We start from the raw sequence: 17,135 nt of genomic DNA on the forward strand, positions 1-17,135 counted from the left end.
ATTACAAGGAAACTAAGATGTCAATGAATAAACGTAAAACCAGCAAAACTCTGATGACCGCAGTCGGTTTGAGCTCAATGGTTGCTTTTAGCGCCGCTGCCAATCAGTGTGAGACAGTCCGCTTTTCGGATATCGGTTGGACAGACGTGACCTCAACGACTGCCATCACTACTGAAGTGCTGAAAGGCATGGGTTACGAGACACAAACCGATCTATTGTCTTTGCCGGTAACCTTCTCATCACTAGCGTCGGGCGACATCGACGTATTCCTCGGTAACTGGATGCCTACGCAAACAGGCGATATCAAAAAGTATCTTGACGAAGGCTCGATCGACAGCGTTCGCGCCAACCTGACAGGTGCCAAATATACCCTCGCCGTGCCTCAGTATGTTTACGATGCGGGTGTTACTAGCGTCGCAGATATCGCGAAATACGCTGACAAATTCGACTCTCGCATTTATGGCATTGAGCCAGGTAACGACGGCAACCGCCAGATTCAGAAAATGATCGATACCGATGATTTCAACCTGGGTGACTTCCGTCTTATCGAATCGAGTGAAGCTGGCATGGTGTCTCAGGTGTCTCGTGCCGTTCGTCGTGACAAATGGGTTGCCTTCCTCGGCTGGGCCCCGCACCCAATGAACAGCAACTTTGATATGAAATACCTATCAGGTGCGGATGAGTACTTTGGTCCTAACTATGGCGGTGCCACGGTGCACACCAACGTACGTAGCGGTTATGTCGAGCAGTGTGCGAACGTCGGTCAAATGCTTGAGCAACTTGAGTTCAGCCTCAAGATGGAAAACGAAATGATGGGCAAAATCCTTAATGACGGAGAGAAGCCTCAGGCTGCGGCACGCGAGTGGTTGCGTAATAACCCAAGTGTGTTGAACAAGTGGCTGGACGGCGTGACTACCGTTGATGGTGAAAACGCGGTTGAAGCAGTCACTGAGTACCTGAAAAAGACTGAAGCGTAAATAAAAAAGTGTAGAAGGAGAGGGCGGTGTTAACGCCGCCCCTAAGGTTTTATTGTGAATATTATTACAGATAACAAGATCCCACTCGGTCAATGGATGGAAAATGGTGTTGATTGGCTAACCATGAATGCTGCCGGCTTTTTTGATGCGATTTCAATCGGCTTAGATACCAGCATCATGTTTTTGGTCGACATCTTTAAATGGATGCCACCTGCGATGCCTATCATCATGACAGCCTTGCTGGCGTGGTACCTGCAGCGTCGACTTTCCATCGTGATCTTTGTTGTGAGTGCGCTCTTGTTGATCCTCAACCTGGGCTACTGGCAAGAGATGCTGGAAACCTTTGTTCTGGTATTTGCCGCGACAACGATTTCCGTATTAATTGGCATACCGCTTGGGATAATGGCCGCGCATCGGCCCTTGGTGTACACCATCATGCGGCCGCTGCTTGATTTAATGCAAACGGTGCCACCATTTGTGTACTTGATCCCAACCTTGGTGCTGTTCGGCTTGGGCATTGTACCGGGACTGATTTCAACCATCATTTTTGCCATCGCGGCTCCGATTCGTTTGACCTATCTCGGCATTACTCGTGTACCGGAAGAGTTGGTAGAGGCAGGACGCGCATTTGGTGCTAACCGTATGAAACTACTGTTTAAAGTGGAGCTTCCTGCGGCACTGCCTAGCATTATGACCGGTGTGACTCAGTGTATTATGTTGTCACTATCGATGGTTGTTATCGCGGCGCTGGTCGGTGCTGACGGCCTCGGTAAGCCAGTGGTTCGTGCACTGAATACCGTCAACATTTCTCAAGGTTTTGAAGCGGGTCTGGCGATTGTATTGGTAGCCATCATTCTTGACCGCCTGTGTAAAGCACCAAACCAAGGCAACGAATAAGGGGGAAACCATGGACGCAATCGCAATTAAAAATTTAGACGTGGTGTTTGGCGATAATGTTAAGCCAGCACTGGATCTGCTTGATAATGGATTAAGCCGCTCGGAGATCATCGAGAAAACTGGTCAAGTCGTGGGCGTGGATAATGTCTCACTCAATGTGAAAGAAGGTGAAATCTGCGTCTTGATGGGCTTATCGGGCTCAGGTAAATCGAGCCTACTGCGCGCCGTGAATGGATTGAACCCCATCAGCCGCGGTAGTCTTGAAGTCCGTGATGGCAACAGAATGGTCGACATGGCAACAGTTGACTCGCAAACGCTTCGCCACCTTCGTACTAATCGTGCATCTATGGTGTTTCAAAAGTTTGCCCTTATGCCTTGGATGACAGTGGTTGATAACGTCGCCTTTGGCCTAGAAATGAAAGGGATCAGCAAGAAAGAACGCCGTCGACAAGCGCTGGAAAAGCTAGAAATGGTCGGGTTGGACGATTGGGCTTATCAATACCCGCATGAGCTGTCTGGTGGTATGCAGCAGCGCGTTGGCTTGGCCCGTGCGTTCGCGATGGACAGTGATATCCTACTGATGGATGAACCTTTCTCGGCACTGGATCCACTGATCCGTGCGCAGCTGCAAGACGAGTTGCTAGAGCTGCAGAAAAAGCTCAATAAAACCATCTTGTTTGTGAGCCATGATTTGGATGAAGCCCTGAAAATTGGTAACAACATTGCCATTATGGAATCAGGTCAGCTTATTCAACATGGTAAGCCTGAAGACATTGTGTTGCGTCCCGAGACCGATTATGTGCGTGACTTTGTTGCTCATACTAATCCACTGAACGTGCTGAAAGGGCGTTCGATGATGAAGTCTGTTGACGACTTGCCTCATGTCGACAACCGTTGGAAAGTGTGTGAGCAGCGTGATATTTGGGTTACCGCAGAGCAGGGTGGTCGCTTGTCAGCCGCTGCAGGCTCACAACCCTTGCGTGTCGTTGAATGGCAAAAAGACGTTCAAGATCTGTCACAAGTTGGAGACGACACGATAGTGGTTGCCTCGCCTGATATTGAAATGCGTGATGCGATTGAAATTCGCTATCACACCGTTAAGCCGGTATTACTCATCGAAGAAGGGGAACTGGTTGGTACCTTATCTGATCATGACTTCTACCACGCGCTGTTGGGTAAGTTTCAACAAAAGTGCACGGATAAAGCGGCGTGACATTTGGCATATTCGTCAATTGACGTATAAATAAAATAGCCTGCTCATGGAGCAGGCTATTTTTTATGTACCTATCTATGTCCGAGGCTTGGTGCCTCACTCCTGCCCCTCACGAGCGGTTTTTTGTGAGCGAGACGAACCAGGCGCTAGGGCATAATCACGGTATCAATCACATGGATAACGCCGTTAGACGTCATGATATCGGGCTTAATGACGGTGGCGTTATCAATCTTTACATCTCCATACGATGTTTTAATCATCACGTCACTGCCTTGCACTGTCGTTGCCGACGACATCCCCATCACTTGTTCTGCTGTCACTTTACCGGCAACAACGTGATAAGTCAGAATATCGGTCAGTTTACCTTTGTTTTCGGGCTTGAGCAGTGTCTCTACCGTGCCGTCAGGTAACTTGTCGAAGGCCGTGTTCGTGGGGGCAAAGACGGTAAACGGGCCTTCTCCTTTCAATGTATCAACAAGGTCCGCGGCTTTGACGGCTGCCACCAATGTTGAAAAGTCGTCATTTTTCATTGCTGTATCAACAATGTCATGCTCGCCTTTGTGGTGGGCAGCGACGGCGCTTCCCATCCCAACCAGCAATGTCGCAGTAATGGCTAATTTCGTGATCGTGCGTGTTAACATCATCGTTCTCCCTTTGATTTCGTTTCCCCACCGAATAAGTTGCTTTATTACAACCCTTGGTGACGACTTGGGAAGGATCAACTTGTTGCAAGGGTGAAAACGAGGACGGAAGCGAAGTCGATCACTGGAGAGAAGAAATAGTGCTCATCTTCCTCTTTTTTACGCTCAATAACGGCTGCCGTCTTGTGAAATTTTTCGAATGAGTCATTCATATTATTGTGATTGTTGTCACGATTCATCAGGCGTAATCTCATTCTCGTTCCAAGGCAACAACGCAACTGTGATGTCGAACTGTGATAGCGCCTCGGTGAGTCTTTGGAGATAGATTTTTAGAAATGGAGACATTGAGGTGACAAATCACCGGCACAATTTGCGTTTAATAGCTGTCAACCCATTACGAAAGAGGAAACAAACCATGAAAAAACTTGCTGCAATCTTTGCCCTAACGTTCGCTTCAACGTCTGTAATGGCTGGTGGTCTGAACCTCGATGTAGACCCTGCAGAAGGGGGCGCTTGGGTAACAGTCACTGAACAAGGCCAAGCGGTAAAAGGCGCTAAAGTCGCCAACGAATCGGGTCTTGATGCGAAGGTAACTGATGAATCTGGTCGTGTATTTATCCACGCTCAGAACCAAAACAGCCGCTCAATCAACTTTGTGGCGAGCACTGACCAAGGTGAGCGTGTTGAGCAAGCCGCATTCATCAAAGGCGACCACAGCTAAGAGACGCGCGATTGAGTTTAAGCCGTCATTAACAATGGTGGAGCCGATAAAAAGAGAGCATAGTTGCTCTCTTTTTTTATTCAGCGTTTAGGTTGGCAGGAGCCAATTTTTTAATTGATGTAGGGAGTCAACTTGGTGTGTCGGCGCAATATCTTCAGGGACTGGGGTATTATCGACATTTAGCCAGCACGTATCGATGCCGGCTTGCATGCCGCCGAGGACGTCGGAATGTGGATTATCACCCACCATCAAGATTTTTTCTTTTGGCGGATTTCCCATCTTTTCAAACGCATGTTCAAAGATACGTGGATCAGGCTTAGCGACACCGACTTGCTCGGAAATAACCAATGTAGAAATCGCACCCTTCAACCCTGTTTTTTCTAAACGAATATCTTGTAAAGCCGTAAACCCGTTGGTGATGATACCAATATGGGCATGCGGGGAAATGGCGTCGATGAGTTCTCGTGCCCCTGGCAATGGTTCACAGATGTCTGCCATGGCATCTAAAAAGCCTTGATTTAAGATGGAAGGAGCGACGTTTAAGCGTTTTCCCCAGTGAGTAAAGCGCTCGGTCTGTAGAGTCTGGGCATCAATTTCCCCATTTTGATACTGTACCCACAGTGGTTTATTACGTGCGGAGTATTCGGCAAACGCCTGCTGATCAAAATCGACATCATAGTGCGAGAACAGACGTTGTAAGCCTGAAAATGCATCAAAGTGAAACAAGGTCTCGTCGGCATCGAATAAAACCCATGGGTATCGCATGTTATTACATCTCTTTACGTAAAGTTAACTAAGTGTAACAGAGTGCAAGTGCGGTTTTCGAGCCCATTTTTGTTTACTCACCGTCCATGGTGAGAAACAGCGTGAATGGCGTTGATTGAATATTCTGGGGGATTATAGAGAAAGATAGAGGCCAGCCAGCGTTGCACTCATCAGGTTGGCAAGTGTCGCTGCCAGAATAGCTCGCATACCGAGTTTAGCAATGTCGCCTCGGCGTTCGGGGACGATGCCGCCTAGGCCTCCCATCAGCATGGCAATGGAGGTCAAATTGGCAAAACCACATAGTGCAAACGTCACAATAGCTTGGCTATGGGCGGATAATTGGCCTTTTAAATTCATAAAATCGGCAAAAGCAACAAACTCGTTCACGGCGATTTTTTTACCAATCAAGGTGCCTGCCGTCATGGCTTCTTGCCAAGGGATACCAATTAACCAAGCCACGGGCGCAAACAGGTAGCCAAACAACCATTCAAGGCTTAGCTGAGGCAGGTTCAAAATAGGACCAAGCTTAGCCAATCCTCCGTTAATTAGCGCAATCATGCTGATCACGGCCAGTAAGCTGGCACCTACCGCCATGGCAATTTGCAGGCCACTTAAGGCGCCTTGTGTTCCTGCATCAATCAAGTTAACGGGTTTGTCTTGTGCATCTTCAACCGATGAATGTTGGGATTGGCTTAATGCTTCCTCGGTTTGAGGTACCATGATTTTGGCCATCATGAGTCCTGCCGGTGCTGACATAAAAGCCGCGGCAATTAAATACTTCATTTCCACGCCGAGCCCGGCATAACCCACCATGGTGCCGCCAGCCACTGAAGCGAGCCCGCCGACCATAACGGCAAACAATTCTGAGCGTGTCATTGAGGCGAGGAAAGGGCGAACCACCAGGGGAGCTTCAACAGATCCGACAAAAATATTAGCGGTGGCAGACATCGACTCAGTTCGAGTGGTGCCGAGAACACGTCGCAGCACACCGCCAATCAAGCGAATAATCCACGTCATGATACCTAGGTGGTATAACACGGCAATCAGTGCAGAGAAAAAGACGATGGTGGGGAGAACATTAAAGGCGAAGATAAAACCAAGCTTGAACTTGGCGAGATCGCCAAAGAGAAACTCTGCGCCAATATCGCCAAAACTGATAATAGATGAAACGGCATCAGAGGCGTTAGCGAGAATACGCTGGCCAAGGGGAACGGAGATGATAAATCCGGCGAAGACGATTTGTATCAGAAATGCACCACCGACGGTACGCCAATTAATCGCGTGTCGATTTTCTGAAAACCCAACCGCGATAAGAAAGAGGACGCTAATCCCCAAAAGGCCAATGCCAAACTGCATGATGTTGCTCCGCAAACGTTAAACTTGAGATGGAAAACGATTGCGGCGGTATTGTACTTGGATTTTATTATGTGACAAGTATCACTTTGTGTATTTTTTGTTTGCATTTTGTTGCACTAGAGGAAGACATTGATAGGTCGAAGAAAAACACCTCGCGTGATGAGTTTCACGATCGTGATGTTTGCTTAGCAATAGTGGAAAATACGACTATGATTTAAAAGGGGTGTTAGACGTTCTAAATCCTTACTAACCAAATTGTTTATTGTTCTGAAATAAAGAGTTCAAATAACTGGGAAAGCCAGTAAAATCGGGGCATGGAGGGAAGTTTGCGTTAGGTTTCTGGTTAGAAAGTGAACATTTGGTTAGGGGCCTAATTAAATTTTTTTTCAGATGTGATAATGTAGTTGATTGTGTGGTGACAGCTGGTCTTTGATTGCTGGTAAAGATGGCTTGAACAGCAATGAATAATGGGCGCACCACCAACACTCACAGGCTTCCGAATAAACGGACTAAGGAGTTAACTCGTGAGCGATAAAAGCCATGAAGATATGATGACACCAGACGGGAAGGTTAACCCGATCGACACTGACTATCAGGTCGGTCAGGATAACGTGGCACTGAAACTCGGCCCGTTTGGTTTTGATATTCACAACCGAGTATTTATGGTCTCAGGGCTGGCTATTTTGGCCTTCATTTTTGTCACCCTGGCCTTTCAAAACCAAATTGGTCCTGTTTTTGGGGATCTACGTGGATGGCTCACCTCAAACCTAGACTGGTTCTTCCTTTCAGCAGGAAACATTTTTGTTATTGCCTGTCTAGTGCTGATTGCGTCTCCGCTGGGTAAAGTGAGACTCGGTGGCACCGAAGCGAAGCCCGACTACAGCTACGGTGGTTGGTTTGCGATGCTTTTCGCAGCAGGTATGGGTATTGGTCTGATGTTCTACGGGGTTTCAGAGCCATTGACGCATTTCCAAACTGCACTAGGCGGGACATCCGTGGGGGCTGATGGCCTTCGCACCGACTGGGCGCCTTTGGGTGCGGCAGCGGGTGATACAGAAGCGGCACGCCGCTTGGGGATGTCTGCCACGATTTTCCACTGGGGCTTACACCCATGGGCAATCTATGCGGTATTGGCGTTAGGTTTGGCGCTGTTTGCGTACAACAAAGGCTTGCCTCTTACCATGCGCTCGGTGTTCTATCCATTGTTTGGTGAGCGTGTTTGGGGTTGGACTGGCCATGTGATTGACATTTTAGCAATCATCGCGACCTTGTTTGGCCTTGCAACATCGCTCGGCTTGGGTGCCTCACAGGCATCAGCCGGCCTTCACTATCTGTTCGATACACCGCTAGGTGATACCACAGAAGTGTTGTTGGTGATGGGTATTACAGGGGCAGCCATTCTCTCGGTTGTTGCTGGTGTTGATAAAGGGGTTAAGCGCCTATCTGAAGTCAACATGATTCTTGCGCTATTGCTGTTAATCTTTGTGATTGCAGTGGGGCCAACCATCGCTATCCTGACTGGTTTCTTTGGTAATTTGGGCGCATATCTGCAAAACCTGCCTGCGCTGTCAATGCCATTTGGCCGTGAAGATGCCAACTTTACGCAAGGCTGGACATCCTTCTACTGGGCATGGTGGATTTCTTGGTCCCCATTCGTCGGTATGTTTATTGCGCGCGTATCGCGTGGCCGTACCGTGCGTGAATTCATCACGTGTGTGTTGATCATCCCATCAGCCGCATGTGTATTGTGGATGACTGCCTTTGGCGGCACCGCAATTGGTCAGTTCGTTAATGAAGGCTACACAGCCGTTGCGGACGCAGAGCTATCACTGAAGCTGTTTGCGATGCTTGATGACCTGCCACTGGCAGCGATCACATCGTTTATCGGCATAATCTTGGTCATGGTGTTCTTTATCACCTCGTCTGACTCAGGTTCATTGGTTATCGACACCATTTCTGCCGGTGGTAAAGTGAATGTTCCTGTACCACAGCGTGTGTTCTGGGCCTCTTTCGAGGGCTTGGTGGCCGTTGCGCTGATCCTTGGCGGTGGCTTGGTCGCCCTACAAGCAATGGCGGTCTCGACAGGCTTCCCATTTACCATTGTCTTGTTGGTTGCCACAGTGTCGTTGTTTAAAGGTTTGGCGTCGGAGCCTCGTGCCTCGTAAGCCAAAATGCTTAACATTGCGTTAAGGTTTTAAAAGCAGCCCCCCAAGTGGGCTGCTTTTTTATCGGTTACGTTTTTCCCACCTAATATTCGTGTCTCTTCCCTGATTGCGCCAACATGTAGCACCTTTATCCAATCGTTATAACTGTTAAATAATGAGTTCAAAGGATCCGCTTCGTTGTAAAAAAGCTGTGCTGGCAAGGTATGTGTGTAACAACCTTGATGACAAAGTAACCAAGCGGTTAGGGGCCTAATTAAAGCGCGTGCGCTCTATGATATTCTTGTTGACCGTGTTGTCATTGCCACCCTTTTTGGTGTTTTTATCACGCTTAAATACCAAGCAACCTTCGGCAGTGTTCGGCAGCACATAAGGCTTGTGAATCGACGAACTAAGGAGTTAACGCGTGAGCGATAAAAGCCATGAAGATATGATGACGCCAGATGGAAAAGTTAATCCGATCGACACTGATTACCAGGTTGGTCAGGATAACGTCGCCCTAAAAGTGGGCCCGTTTGGTTTTGATATTCACAACCGAGTATTTATGGTCTCAGGACTGGCGATTATGGCCTTTGTCTTTGTGACCTTGGCTTTTCAAGACAAAATGGGGCCGGTTTTTAGCGATTTACGTGCCTGGTTAACCTCGAATCTTGATTGGTTCTTCCTTTCAGCCGGTAACGTTTTCGTTATTGCTTGTTTAGTATTAATTGCTTCACCACTCGGAAAAGTGCGCCTTGGCGGCACAGAAGCCAAGCCGGATTTCGGCTATGGTGGCTGGTTCGCGATGCTGTTCGCTGCAGGTATGGGTATCGGCTTAATGTTTTATGGTGTGTCAGAGCCGCTGACGCATTTTCAAACCGCGCTCGATGGCACGGCGACGAACGCCAATGGCATCCGGACTGACTGGTCGCCTTTAGGGGGCGCAGAGGGGGATACTGAAGCGGCACGTCGTTTAGGTATGTCAGCGACCATTTTCCATTGGGGGCTCCACCCTTGGGCCATCTATGCGGTGCTTGCGCTTGGTCTTGCCCTGTTTGCGTACAATAAAGGATTGCCCCTGACTATCCGCTCGGTGTTCTACCCTTTGTTTGGTGAACGTGTTTGGGGTTGGACGGGTCATATTATTGATGTGCTCGCGATTGTTGCTACGTTGTTTGGCCTTGCGACCTCTTTGGGGATCGGCGCGTCGCAGGCATCAGGTGGTTTACATTACTTGTTTGATACGCCTTTAGGGGCAACGACAGAGGTCATTTTGGTGGTGGTGATCACCGCAATGGCGATCTTCTCGGTTGTCGCTGGTGTTGATAAAGGTGTGAAGCGCTTATCCGAGATTAACCTCATCCTTGCGTTCTTATTGCTGCTGTTTGTGATTGCGGTTGGCCCGACGCTCGCGATTTTAACTGGCTTCTTCGGTAATCTCGGCGCCTATTTAGAAAACTTGCCAGCATTGGCGATGCCATTTGGTCGTGAAGATGCCAACTTTACTCAAGGTTGGACTTCTTTCTATTGGGCATGGTGGATTTCTTGGTCCCCATTCGTCGGTATGTTTATCGCGCGGGTTTCGCGTGGCCGAACGGTGCGTGAGTTCATTACCTGTGTGTTGTTGATCCCGTCAGCGGCGAGTGTCCTTTGGATGACGTCGTTTGGTGGGACTGCGATTGACCAGTTTGTTAACGAGGGGTACACCGCCGTTGTCGATGCTGAGCTTTCTTTGACGCTGTTTGCAATGCTTGAAGGCTTACCGCTTGCTGAGATCACCTCGTTTATCGGTATTATTTTGGTGATCGTGTTCTTCGTCACGTCGTCAGATTCGGGTTCTTTAGTGCTTGATACCATCTCTGCGGGTGGAAAGATGGACGTGCCTGTCTCACAACGAGTCTTTTGGGCATCGTTCGAGGGCTTGGTTGCGGTAGCACTCATTCTCGGCGGTGGCCTAGTGGCGTTGCAAGCGATGGCTGTCTCGACAGGTTTCCCATTCGCGGTGGTGCTGCTGGTTGCGACTGTTTCTTTGTTTAAAGGCTTGGCCTCTGAGCCACGCGCGAAATAAAGATGTGTGCTAACTGTTTGATTGTTAGCTAAGATAGGAAAGGCAGACCTTCGGGACTGCCTTTTTTGTTATCAGGCGACCACGTTTGCTGTGGCGCCTGCGAAGGAAGCCAGAAAGGGGTGCACCCCAACAATAAAATCCAGGTTTAGGTGACATTATGGAAGCTGAACAGATTGAAATCGCGACATTTCTAGCGCAGTACGCGCCGTTTGACGCGATGCCGGAAGAGGTGGTCGCTGAGGTGGCAACCAGCATTGAAATCAGTTACTACCGCGCGGGCACCGATATTTTTGCCTATGGTGATGAAATTCACGATTTAGCCATTTTGCGTAGCGGCGCCGTAGAGCTATTTCGCCGTAATGGCACCTTATACAACCGTATTTCAGAAGGCGATATCTTTGGTCAGATGGGGCTTTTGATGAATAACCGCGTCCGGATGCCCGCCAAAGCGATCGAAGACACTCTGGTCTATTTCATCCCCGAAGCGATGTTCAACCGTTTGTTTGACGACTTTGAGCACTTTGCTGATTTCGTTGAGGTGGAAGATCGAACCCGGTTACGTCAAGCGGTATCGAGTCATAATGAAGCCAACGACTTGACCACCTCCAAAGTCAAAAAACTGATTATCCGTGACCCGGTAATGATTTCGAGTACGGATTCGGTTCAGCATGCTGCACAGGTCATGTCCCAGGAAACCGTGTCTTCTATCTTAGTGATGGGCGATGAGCCAGATCCTGACACCGGGATAGAACCTGTACTGGGGATCATCACTGACCGTGACTTACGTAATCGCGTCTTAGCGGAAGGCTTGCCTTATGAGACGCCGGTGCAAGAAATCATGTCACCACAGCTGATCACGCTTGACCACAATGCATATATCTTTGAGGCAATGCTGACTATCTTGCGCTCAAACCTTCATCATGTGCCTGTAATTCAACACGGTAAGCCGATTGGTGTGGTCGCACTGTCTGATATCGCGCGCTATGAGTCGCAAAACAGTTTGTTCTTGGTGGCGAGTATCTTCCGCCAACAATCTGTGGATGATTTGGTGATCCTGTCTAAACAGGTGAAGGATTGCTTTGTCCGTATGGTCAACGAAGACGCGAACTCACATATGATAGGTTCCGCATTGTCGGTGATTGGCCGTAGTTTTAAACAGCGTTTGCTTGAACTTGCCGAGGAAGAGCTCGGAGAGCCGCCAGTGCCGTATTGCTTTTTAGCCATGGGGTCAATGGCACGTGACGAGCAGTTAATTGTTACTGACCAAGATAATGCGATTATTTTGGACGATAGTTATGATCACAGTCAGCACAATGCGTATTTTGAAGCCTTGTCTAAACGTGTGTCTGACGGCCTTAATGCGTGTGGGTATACGTATTGCACCGGCAATATTATGGCGACTAACCCTGAGTGGCGAAAAACGCTGAAAGAATGGGAGCAATGCTTTGCTGATTGGATTGATAATCCCAGTCCACGCTCGTTACTTGATAGCAATATCTTTTTTGACCTTGATGGCGTCCATGGTCGTACCAACTGGGCAGAGCAACTTAAAGCCTTTATTGGTCGTCGTGCGCGCCGCAACAACCGCTTCTTGGCGGCGATGGCACGCAATGCGCTCAATCGCACACCGCCACTGGGCTTTTTCAAAGACTTTGTCATGGAGCAAGACGGGCGGCATAACAATTCCATTAACTTAAAACGTCGTGGCACGGCACCTTTGGCTGATCTGATTCGGGTACATTCATTGGCGATCGACTCACGCTCGCAAAACTCCTTTGAGCGTTTGGACGATATTATCGAGTCGGGGATCTTGCCTAAAGGTCGCGGGCCAGACCTACGCGATGCGATGGAATTTATCTCTATGGTACGTATTCGTCACCAAGCGTTAGACATCGAAGCGGGTCGCGAGCCGGACAATAACATCGAGCCAGAGAATCTGTCTGATTTTGAGCGCCGAAACCTCAAAGATGCGTTTCAGATCTTAAGTAACGCACAGAAGTTCTTGAAATTCCGTTATCAGCCGAATCGGTCTTAAGGGGAGGGTATGCTTCATTTCGATTTAAGAAAAAAAGAGGATGCCGACCACGTGGACTGGCGTGCTATGTTAGAAACCAAACGTGAGACGGTGCAGCACGAAACATTACAAGCATTTTATCAACAAGGCTGGGTGTCGCCTGATACACCTGTTTCACAAGTGTCTTTTGTGGCGTTAGACTTTGAAACCACAGGGCTCGATAGCCAGCAAGATGCCATTGTCAGTATTGGCTTGGTGCCTTTCACTCTCAATCGCATTCGCTGTCAGCAGGCGCAACACTGGATTGTTAACCCTAATCGGCCGTTGGCAGAGTCGTCGATTGTGATTCATGGGATTACACATTCTGATATTGTCAACGCGCCTGACTTTTCGCATGTGATTGAACCTTTACTGAGCGCGTTGGCCGGCTCCGTGGTGGTGGTTCATTATCGCCGTATTGAACGGGAGTTTCTGGATCGCGCGATCAAACAACGCTTGGGGGAGGGGATTATCTTCCCAATGGTTGATACCATGGAATTAGAGGCGCGCAAACATAGAAGCGGTAAACGCAGCTTTATGGATTGGATTGCACGTCGCCCGCCTGAGTCGATTCGTTTAGCCGATAGTCGTCATCGTTATCACTTGCCTTTCTACCAGAGCCACCATGCACTGACGGATGCGATGGCTACCGCTGAGTTACTGCAAGCGCAAATTGCCCATGACTTTTCACCGGACACGCCCATTAGTGAATTATGGCGCTAGCCGCGGGAACAATTCTCGCTGCTAAAGCAGCTGATATCGTGGCGAGAACACGAATGAACCCTTTACTGGTGGTTTCCGTAGTGACTGACAAGGCGTATAATCGACGTGCTACAAGTCAGTGACGGAGTGAGAGGAAAAATGACATTGATCCATGCGGTTGAAGGGTTAGCGTTCGGTCTCGGCGTGCTATTGCTGTCATCGTCCATTGGCTTTGCGTATTGGGGGATCACTTTAAAGCCTGAAGAAGCTGAAGATATGACCGCACGTAAAATTGAGTTGGGTTTTTATGCTGGCGCTTGCCTTGTTTTCGCCCTACTCATTGGCTATTGGTTGAGCGTGTAGCCTTAGAGACCTTGGTATAACGGCGACAGCGCATAAGCCTAAGGCTTAAACATGAGTGCAAAAAAAACCACCGATTGCTCGGTGGTTTTTTCGTATGACCCGTAGGGGATTACCAAACGTCTTTATCGATTTGCTTATCTAGTTTCGGGAACTTAGTACGATCAAAGGTTGGGTTTTTGCCCGCACGGCGCTGATCTTCATAATCTTTCATCAGCGCAAACGCGATACCCGACAAGAGCGCGATAGCCACCAAGTTGATCACGGCCATCATGCCCATCGACAAGTCCGCAAAGCTCCAGATTAACGGTAAATCAGTAATCGCGCCCACCAACACCATGGCTAACACGGCAATGCGGTAAAGCAAAATCGCGTTCTTCGAGCGGAAAATATACTCGATATTTGACTCACCATAAGAATAGTTGGCAATGATAGAGGTGAAAGCGAACAGCAGGATTGCGACGGCGATAAAGGCCGCGCCCCAGTCACCTACTTGGCTAACCAGTGCTTCTTGGGTAAGCGCAATACCCGTGAGGCCGCTATTTGGCTCAAGCATACCGGAGATCAAGATGATCGATGCCGTCGCGGTACAGATAACGATGGTGTCGACAAAAACACCGAGCATCTGAACATAGCCTTGTGCTGCTGGATGATTTGGCTTGGTGGTTGCGGTAGCGGCGGCATTCGGTGCTGAACCCATACCTGCTTCGTTCGAGAACAAACCGCGTTTAATACCTTGCATCATCGCTTGCGCAATGGCATAGCCCATTGCACCGCCAGCCGCTTGTTCAAGCCCGAGCGCACTTTTAACAATGGTTGAGATTACCGCAGGCAGCTGTTCGATATTCATACCGACCACGACAAGTGCGACCAACAAATACGCTAGTGCCATGAACGGCACGATCAGCTCGGCCACGCGCGCAACCGAACGCATACCACCAAAAATCACGGGCGCGGTCACGAGGGCAAGGCCGATGCCAACCGCTAAGGCATCAAAGCCAAATGCGGTATTCATTGCTGCGGCAATCGAGTTGGACTGGACACCGTTAAACGCCAGGCCAAAGGCGATAATCAGACAGATCGCAAACGCAATGCCTAACCAGCGCTGACCTAAACCTTTCTCAATGTAATAAGCTGGACCACCGCGAAAGGTCTTGTCGTTGTGGTTAACTTTGTACGCCTGCGCCAAGGTGGATTCGACGAAACTGGTTGCCATGCCGACCAATGCCGTTAGCCACATCCAGAAGATAGCACCAGGGCCACCCAGATAGAGTGCGACGGCCACACCGGCCATGTTCCCGGTACCGACGCGCGCCGCCAGACTTGTACTAAAGGCTTGGAAAGAAGAGATACCACCTGACGCGCCATCGCGGCTGTTGGCCATGAGTTTGAACATGTGGCCAAAGTTACGGAATTGAATAAAGCCAGATCGTACGGTGAAGTACAAACCTAAGCCAATCAAAAGATAAATGAGTACGCTGCCCCAAAGGAGGCCGTTACCTGTATCGACTATGGACACAAATAGATTTTTAAGTTGTTCCATCATTAAACTCTGTTTTGTCTGTTGGGAGACGCCTAACTCGATAAACACGTGAACTCAGGTTCATCGTGAAAGAGCGAGGGTCGACAACCACTGTCCATGTGAGATCTCTGCCGTCCATGCAGGTGAGCAACGAAACGCGCGGTAGCACCAAAAAATCTGGCTCGCTATGACGCGCGATGTTGGATCTGCAACAGCATTTTGAATCCATGCTCGGCTGTTGCCAGAGTGCGCCGTTGCCAGCGATATTGATGTCTTAGCACATCAATACACTGAGTGGAGCACGCCGGATAATACCGATATTTGTGAGACAAAACACTAGATGATTATTGATTTGTTGGTTTTTTGAACGGCATTAAGTGTTAATAATAGCACTAAAAACTGTAACCAGAATGTAATGCTTTGCACGCTAATTACTTGATGTTAAAGCAGTCATCTCGGCGACTTTCGCATATTATTCCGTATTTTTTGATTAAATATTGTTTTATTGCGCGCTGAACGAAATGTGATCAATGCCTCATATTGCCGTTGACTCATCGCACTGAATCTCCAACCACTCTGCCCGAATGGGTAGATAAAGGTGACTTATTCGTTGGGTGACGCGGCTTTCTTTGTCAGCAGGTCACGTTTAACGATATCGATTGCGGATAGGGCTGTGTCGGTGTCAATTTCATGGCTTTCAAGTAAATAGATAAGATCAACGGCGAGTTTTACGTCGTCGGGTGCCTCTTCGAGTGCTTTTGACGAGGAAGGGTGTGAGTCAGTCATGATGCCTCCAGGCTGGCTGAAAAGTCGGGAAAGTGGGTGATCGCGGCTTGGATGAGTTGTTCGTGCAGCGGGATCAGCTGGTCGTGGGTGTCATGATAACCACCTCCAATGACCGCAGCGACGGGGATCTGGTGGGCGGCACACCGTGATAGCACGCCTGTGTCGCGTTGAAAAATGCCCTCAGTGCTGAGTGACAAATACCCCAATGCATCGTCTTTATGAACGTCGACGCCAGCGTCATAGATCACCATGTCGGGGCGGTGCTGAGCCAGTGCAAGGTCGAGTAAAGGCAAAAAGGCATCAAGATAGTCGTTATCTTGGGTGCCAATCGGGAGGGGTAAATCAAGCGTTGATGATGGTTTTCGCGAGGGAAAGTTTTTCTCACAGTGGACGGAAAAGGTCACAATATCTGGATGTGAGGAGGCCAGCGCGGCGGTGCCGTCACCGTGGTGAACATCACAATCGACGATCATTACCGTCTCTATCCCCGGTTGAGTGAGCGCATGACGGGCGGCAATCATCAAGTCGTTAAATAAGCAAAAGCCACTGCCAAAATCATAGTGGGCATGGTGGTAACCGCCAGTAAGGTGAATAGCCAGACCCGTGCGCAATGCCTGATCCACCGTTAATGTGGTGCCGCCCAGAGAGGTTAAACTGCGTTTTATTAGCGACTCGCTCCAAGGAAACCCAATACGACGCATTTTTACCAAAGGCAAGCTTCCCTCGAGTAATTGACTTACATAGGCGGGGTCATGAATGGCGTCAATGACCTCTCTTTGTGCGGCGCTTGGCCGGTAAAACTCAACCGGCAAGGCAAGTGCTTGCAAGCGCTCAAAAAGTAGCCGGTACTTTTGCAGTGGATAACGGTGACCCTCGGGAAGCGGAAAATCAGAGTAAATGGGGTGGTATATCAGTGGTAGCACATTCGCTCCT

15 protein-coding genes are annotated in these 17,135 nt (G+C 49.0%); 9 read left to right on the top strand and 6 right to left on the bottom strand.

Annotated features, from left to right (window positions below; genetic code table 11):
- The first annotated feature begins 17 nt into the window (after nucleotides 1–17).
- The 3 genes from N8M53_RS04345 to choV are packed head-to-tail and all read left to right on the top strand — an operon-like array spanning nucleotide 18 to nucleotide 3,087.
- A complete protein-coding gene (locus N8M53_RS04345) occupies nucleotides 18–977 on the top strand; it encodes a choline ABC transporter substrate-binding protein (RefSeq protein ID WP_269579610.1) in 960 nt (319 codons plus the stop codon).
- Between the two features lie 54 nt (nucleotides 978–1,031).
- On the top strand, nucleotides 1,032–1,874 hold the full coding sequence (gene choW, locus N8M53_RS04350; protein ID WP_269579611.1) for a choline ABC transporter permease subunit: 843 nt from the start codon (nucleotides 1,032–1,034) through the stop codon (nucleotides 1,872–1,874).
- A 10-nt stretch (nucleotides 1,875–1,884) separates the two neighbouring features.
- Nucleotides 1,885–3,087: a choline ABC transporter ATP-binding protein gene (choV, locus tag N8M53_RS04355; protein WP_269579612.1), complete on the top strand. Its 1,203-nt coding sequence runs from the start codon at nucleotides 1,885–1,887 to the stop codon at nucleotides 3,085–3,087.
- A gap of 146 nt (nucleotides 3,088–3,233) precedes the next feature.
- Here the strand turns inward: choV and N8M53_RS04360 are convergent, their stop codons facing one another.
- On the bottom strand, nucleotides 3,234–3,728 hold the full coding sequence (locus N8M53_RS04360; protein WP_420066603.1) for a fasciclin domain-containing protein: 495 nt from the start codon (nucleotides 3,726–3,728) through the stop codon (nucleotides 3,234–3,236).
- A gap of 415 nt (nucleotides 3,729–4,143) precedes the next feature.
- On the opposite strand from N8M53_RS04360, the gene N8M53_RS04365 reads away from it, so the two are divergent.
- Nucleotides 4,144–4,449 (top strand): hypothetical protein, encoded by a 306-nt coding sequence (locus N8M53_RS04365; RefSeq protein ID WP_077605900.1) that lies wholly within the window; start codon nucleotides 4,144–4,146, stop codon nucleotides 4,447–4,449.
- A gap of 87 nt (nucleotides 4,450–4,536) precedes the next feature.
- Here N8M53_RS04365 and yjjG read toward each other — a convergent pair whose 3' ends face one another.
- Both yjjG and N8M53_RS04375 read right to left on the bottom strand, forming a co-directional pair.
- The gene (yjjG, locus tag N8M53_RS04370; protein WP_269579613.1) at nucleotides 4,537–5,214 is read right to left on the bottom strand and encodes a pyrimidine 5'-nucleotidase; all 678 of its coding nucleotides are present in this window, start codon (nucleotides 5,212–5,214) and stop codon (nucleotides 4,537–4,539) included.
- 132 nt (nucleotides 5,215–5,346) lie between these two features.
- Complete coding sequence (locus N8M53_RS04375; RefSeq protein WP_269579614.1) at nucleotides 5,347–6,570, bottom strand: NupC/NupG family nucleoside CNT transporter; 1,224 nt, start codon at nucleotides 6,568–6,570, stop codon at nucleotides 5,347–5,349.
- 548 nt (nucleotides 6,571–7,118) lie between these two features.
- Here N8M53_RS04375 and N8M53_RS04380 point away from each other — a divergent pair.
- The 5 genes from N8M53_RS04380 (at nucleotide 7,119) to N8M53_RS04400 (ending at nucleotide 13,897) form a co-directional block, all read left to right on the top strand.
- Nucleotides 7,119–8,735, top strand: coding sequence for a BCCT family transporter (locus N8M53_RS04380; protein ID WP_269579980.1), 1,617 nt, complete (start codon nucleotides 7,119–7,121; stop codon nucleotides 8,733–8,735).
- A 427-nt stretch (nucleotides 8,736–9,162) separates the two neighbouring features.
- The gene (locus N8M53_RS04385) at nucleotides 9,163–10,779 is read left to right on the top strand and encodes a BCCT family transporter (protein ID WP_269579981.1); all 1,617 of its coding nucleotides are present in this window, start codon (nucleotides 9,163–9,165) and stop codon (nucleotides 10,777–10,779) included.
- A gap of 157 nt (nucleotides 10,780–10,936) precedes the next feature.
- Entirely contained in the window at nucleotides 10,937–12,814 is a 1,878-nt protein-coding gene (locus tag N8M53_RS04390; RefSeq protein ID WP_077667549.1) for a DUF294 nucleotidyltransferase-like domain-containing protein, read from the top strand.
- Nucleotides 12,815–12,823: 9 nt separating this feature from the next.
- A complete protein-coding gene (locus N8M53_RS04395; protein ID WP_269579615.1) occupies nucleotides 12,824–13,555 on the top strand; it encodes a 3'-5' exonuclease in 732 nt (243 codons plus the stop codon).
- Nucleotides 13,556–13,693: 138 nt separating this feature from the next.
- The gene (locus N8M53_RS04400; RefSeq protein ID WP_046073593.1) at nucleotides 13,694–13,897 is read left to right on the top strand and encodes a hypothetical protein; all 204 of its coding nucleotides are present in this window, start codon (nucleotides 13,694–13,696) and stop codon (nucleotides 13,895–13,897) included.
- A gap of 109 nt (nucleotides 13,898–14,006) precedes the next feature.
- Here N8M53_RS04400 and N8M53_RS04405 read toward each other — a convergent pair whose 3' ends face one another.
- From N8M53_RS04405 to N8M53_RS04415, 3 genes are all read right to left on the bottom strand, one after another.
- Entirely contained in the window at nucleotides 14,007–15,437 is a 1,431-nt protein-coding gene (locus N8M53_RS04405; protein WP_269579982.1) for an alanine/glycine:cation symporter family protein, read from the bottom strand.
- Between the two features lie 582 nt (nucleotides 15,438–16,019).
- A complete protein-coding gene (locus N8M53_RS04410; RefSeq protein WP_269579616.1) occupies nucleotides 16,020–16,202 on the bottom strand; it encodes a DUF2496 domain-containing protein in 183 nt (60 codons plus the stop codon).
- Complete coding sequence (locus N8M53_RS04415; protein WP_269579617.1) at nucleotides 16,199–17,125, bottom strand: histone deacetylase; 927 nt, start codon at nucleotides 17,123–17,125, stop codon at nucleotides 16,199–16,201. The genes N8M53_RS04410 and N8M53_RS04415 overlap by 4 nt, the downstream gene beginning before the upstream one ends.
- Nucleotides 17,126–17,135 lie beyond the last annotated feature (10 nt).

Source organism: Salinivibrio kushneri, from assembly GCF_027286325.1.
In the GTDB taxonomy this organism is placed as follows: Bacteria; Pseudomonadota; Gammaproteobacteria; order Enterobacterales; family Vibrionaceae; genus Salinivibrio; species Salinivibrio kushneri_A.

Bases quoted from the DNA above. Each gene is read 5' to 3' on its own strand.
- N8M53_RS04405 (WP_269579982.1), bottom strand. From the start codon at position 15,437: ATGGAACAACTTAAAAATCTATTTGTGTCCATAGTCGATACAGGTAAC.
- N8M53_RS04360 (WP_420066603.1), bottom strand. From the start codon at position 3,728: ATGTTAACACGCACGATCACGAAATTAGCCATTACTGCGACATTGCTG.
- yjjG (WP_269579613.1), bottom strand. From the start codon at position 5,214: ATGCGATACCCATGGGTTTTATTCGATGCCGACGAGACCTTGTTTCAC.
- choV (WP_269579612.1), top strand. From the start codon at position 1,885: ATGGACGCAATCGCAATTAAAAATTTAGACGTGGTGTTTGGCGATAAT.
- N8M53_RS04400 (WP_046073593.1), top strand. From the start codon at position 13,694: ATGACATTGATCCATGCGGTTGAAGGGTTAGCGTTCGGTCTCGGCGTG.
- N8M53_RS04395 (WP_269579615.1), top strand. From the start codon at position 12,824: ATGCTTCATTTCGATTTAAGAAAAAAAGAGGATGCCGACCACGTGGAC.
- N8M53_RS04380 (WP_269579980.1), top strand. From the start codon at position 7,119: ATGATGACACCAGACGGGAAGGTTAACCCGATCGACACTGACTATCAG.
- N8M53_RS04365 (WP_077605900.1), top strand. From the start codon at position 4,144: ATGAAAAAACTTGCTGCAATCTTTGCCCTAACGTTCGCTTCAACGTCT.
- N8M53_RS04390 (WP_077667549.1), top strand. From the start codon at position 10,937: ATGGAAGCTGAACAGATTGAAATCGCGACATTTCTAGCGCAGTACGCG.
- N8M53_RS04385 (WP_269579981.1), top strand. From the start codon at position 9,163: ATGATGACGCCAGATGGAAAAGTTAATCCGATCGACACTGATTACCAG.
- N8M53_RS04410 (WP_269579616.1), bottom strand. From the start codon at position 16,202: ATGACTGACTCACACCCTTCCTCGTCAAAAGCACTCGAAGAGGCACCC.
- N8M53_RS04345 (WP_269579610.1), top strand. From the start codon at position 18: ATGTCAATGAATAAACGTAAAACCAGCAAAACTCTGATGACCGCAGTC.
- N8M53_RS04375 (WP_269579614.1), bottom strand. From the start codon at position 6,570: ATGCAGTTTGGCATTGGCCTTTTGGGGATTAGCGTCCTCTTTCTTATC.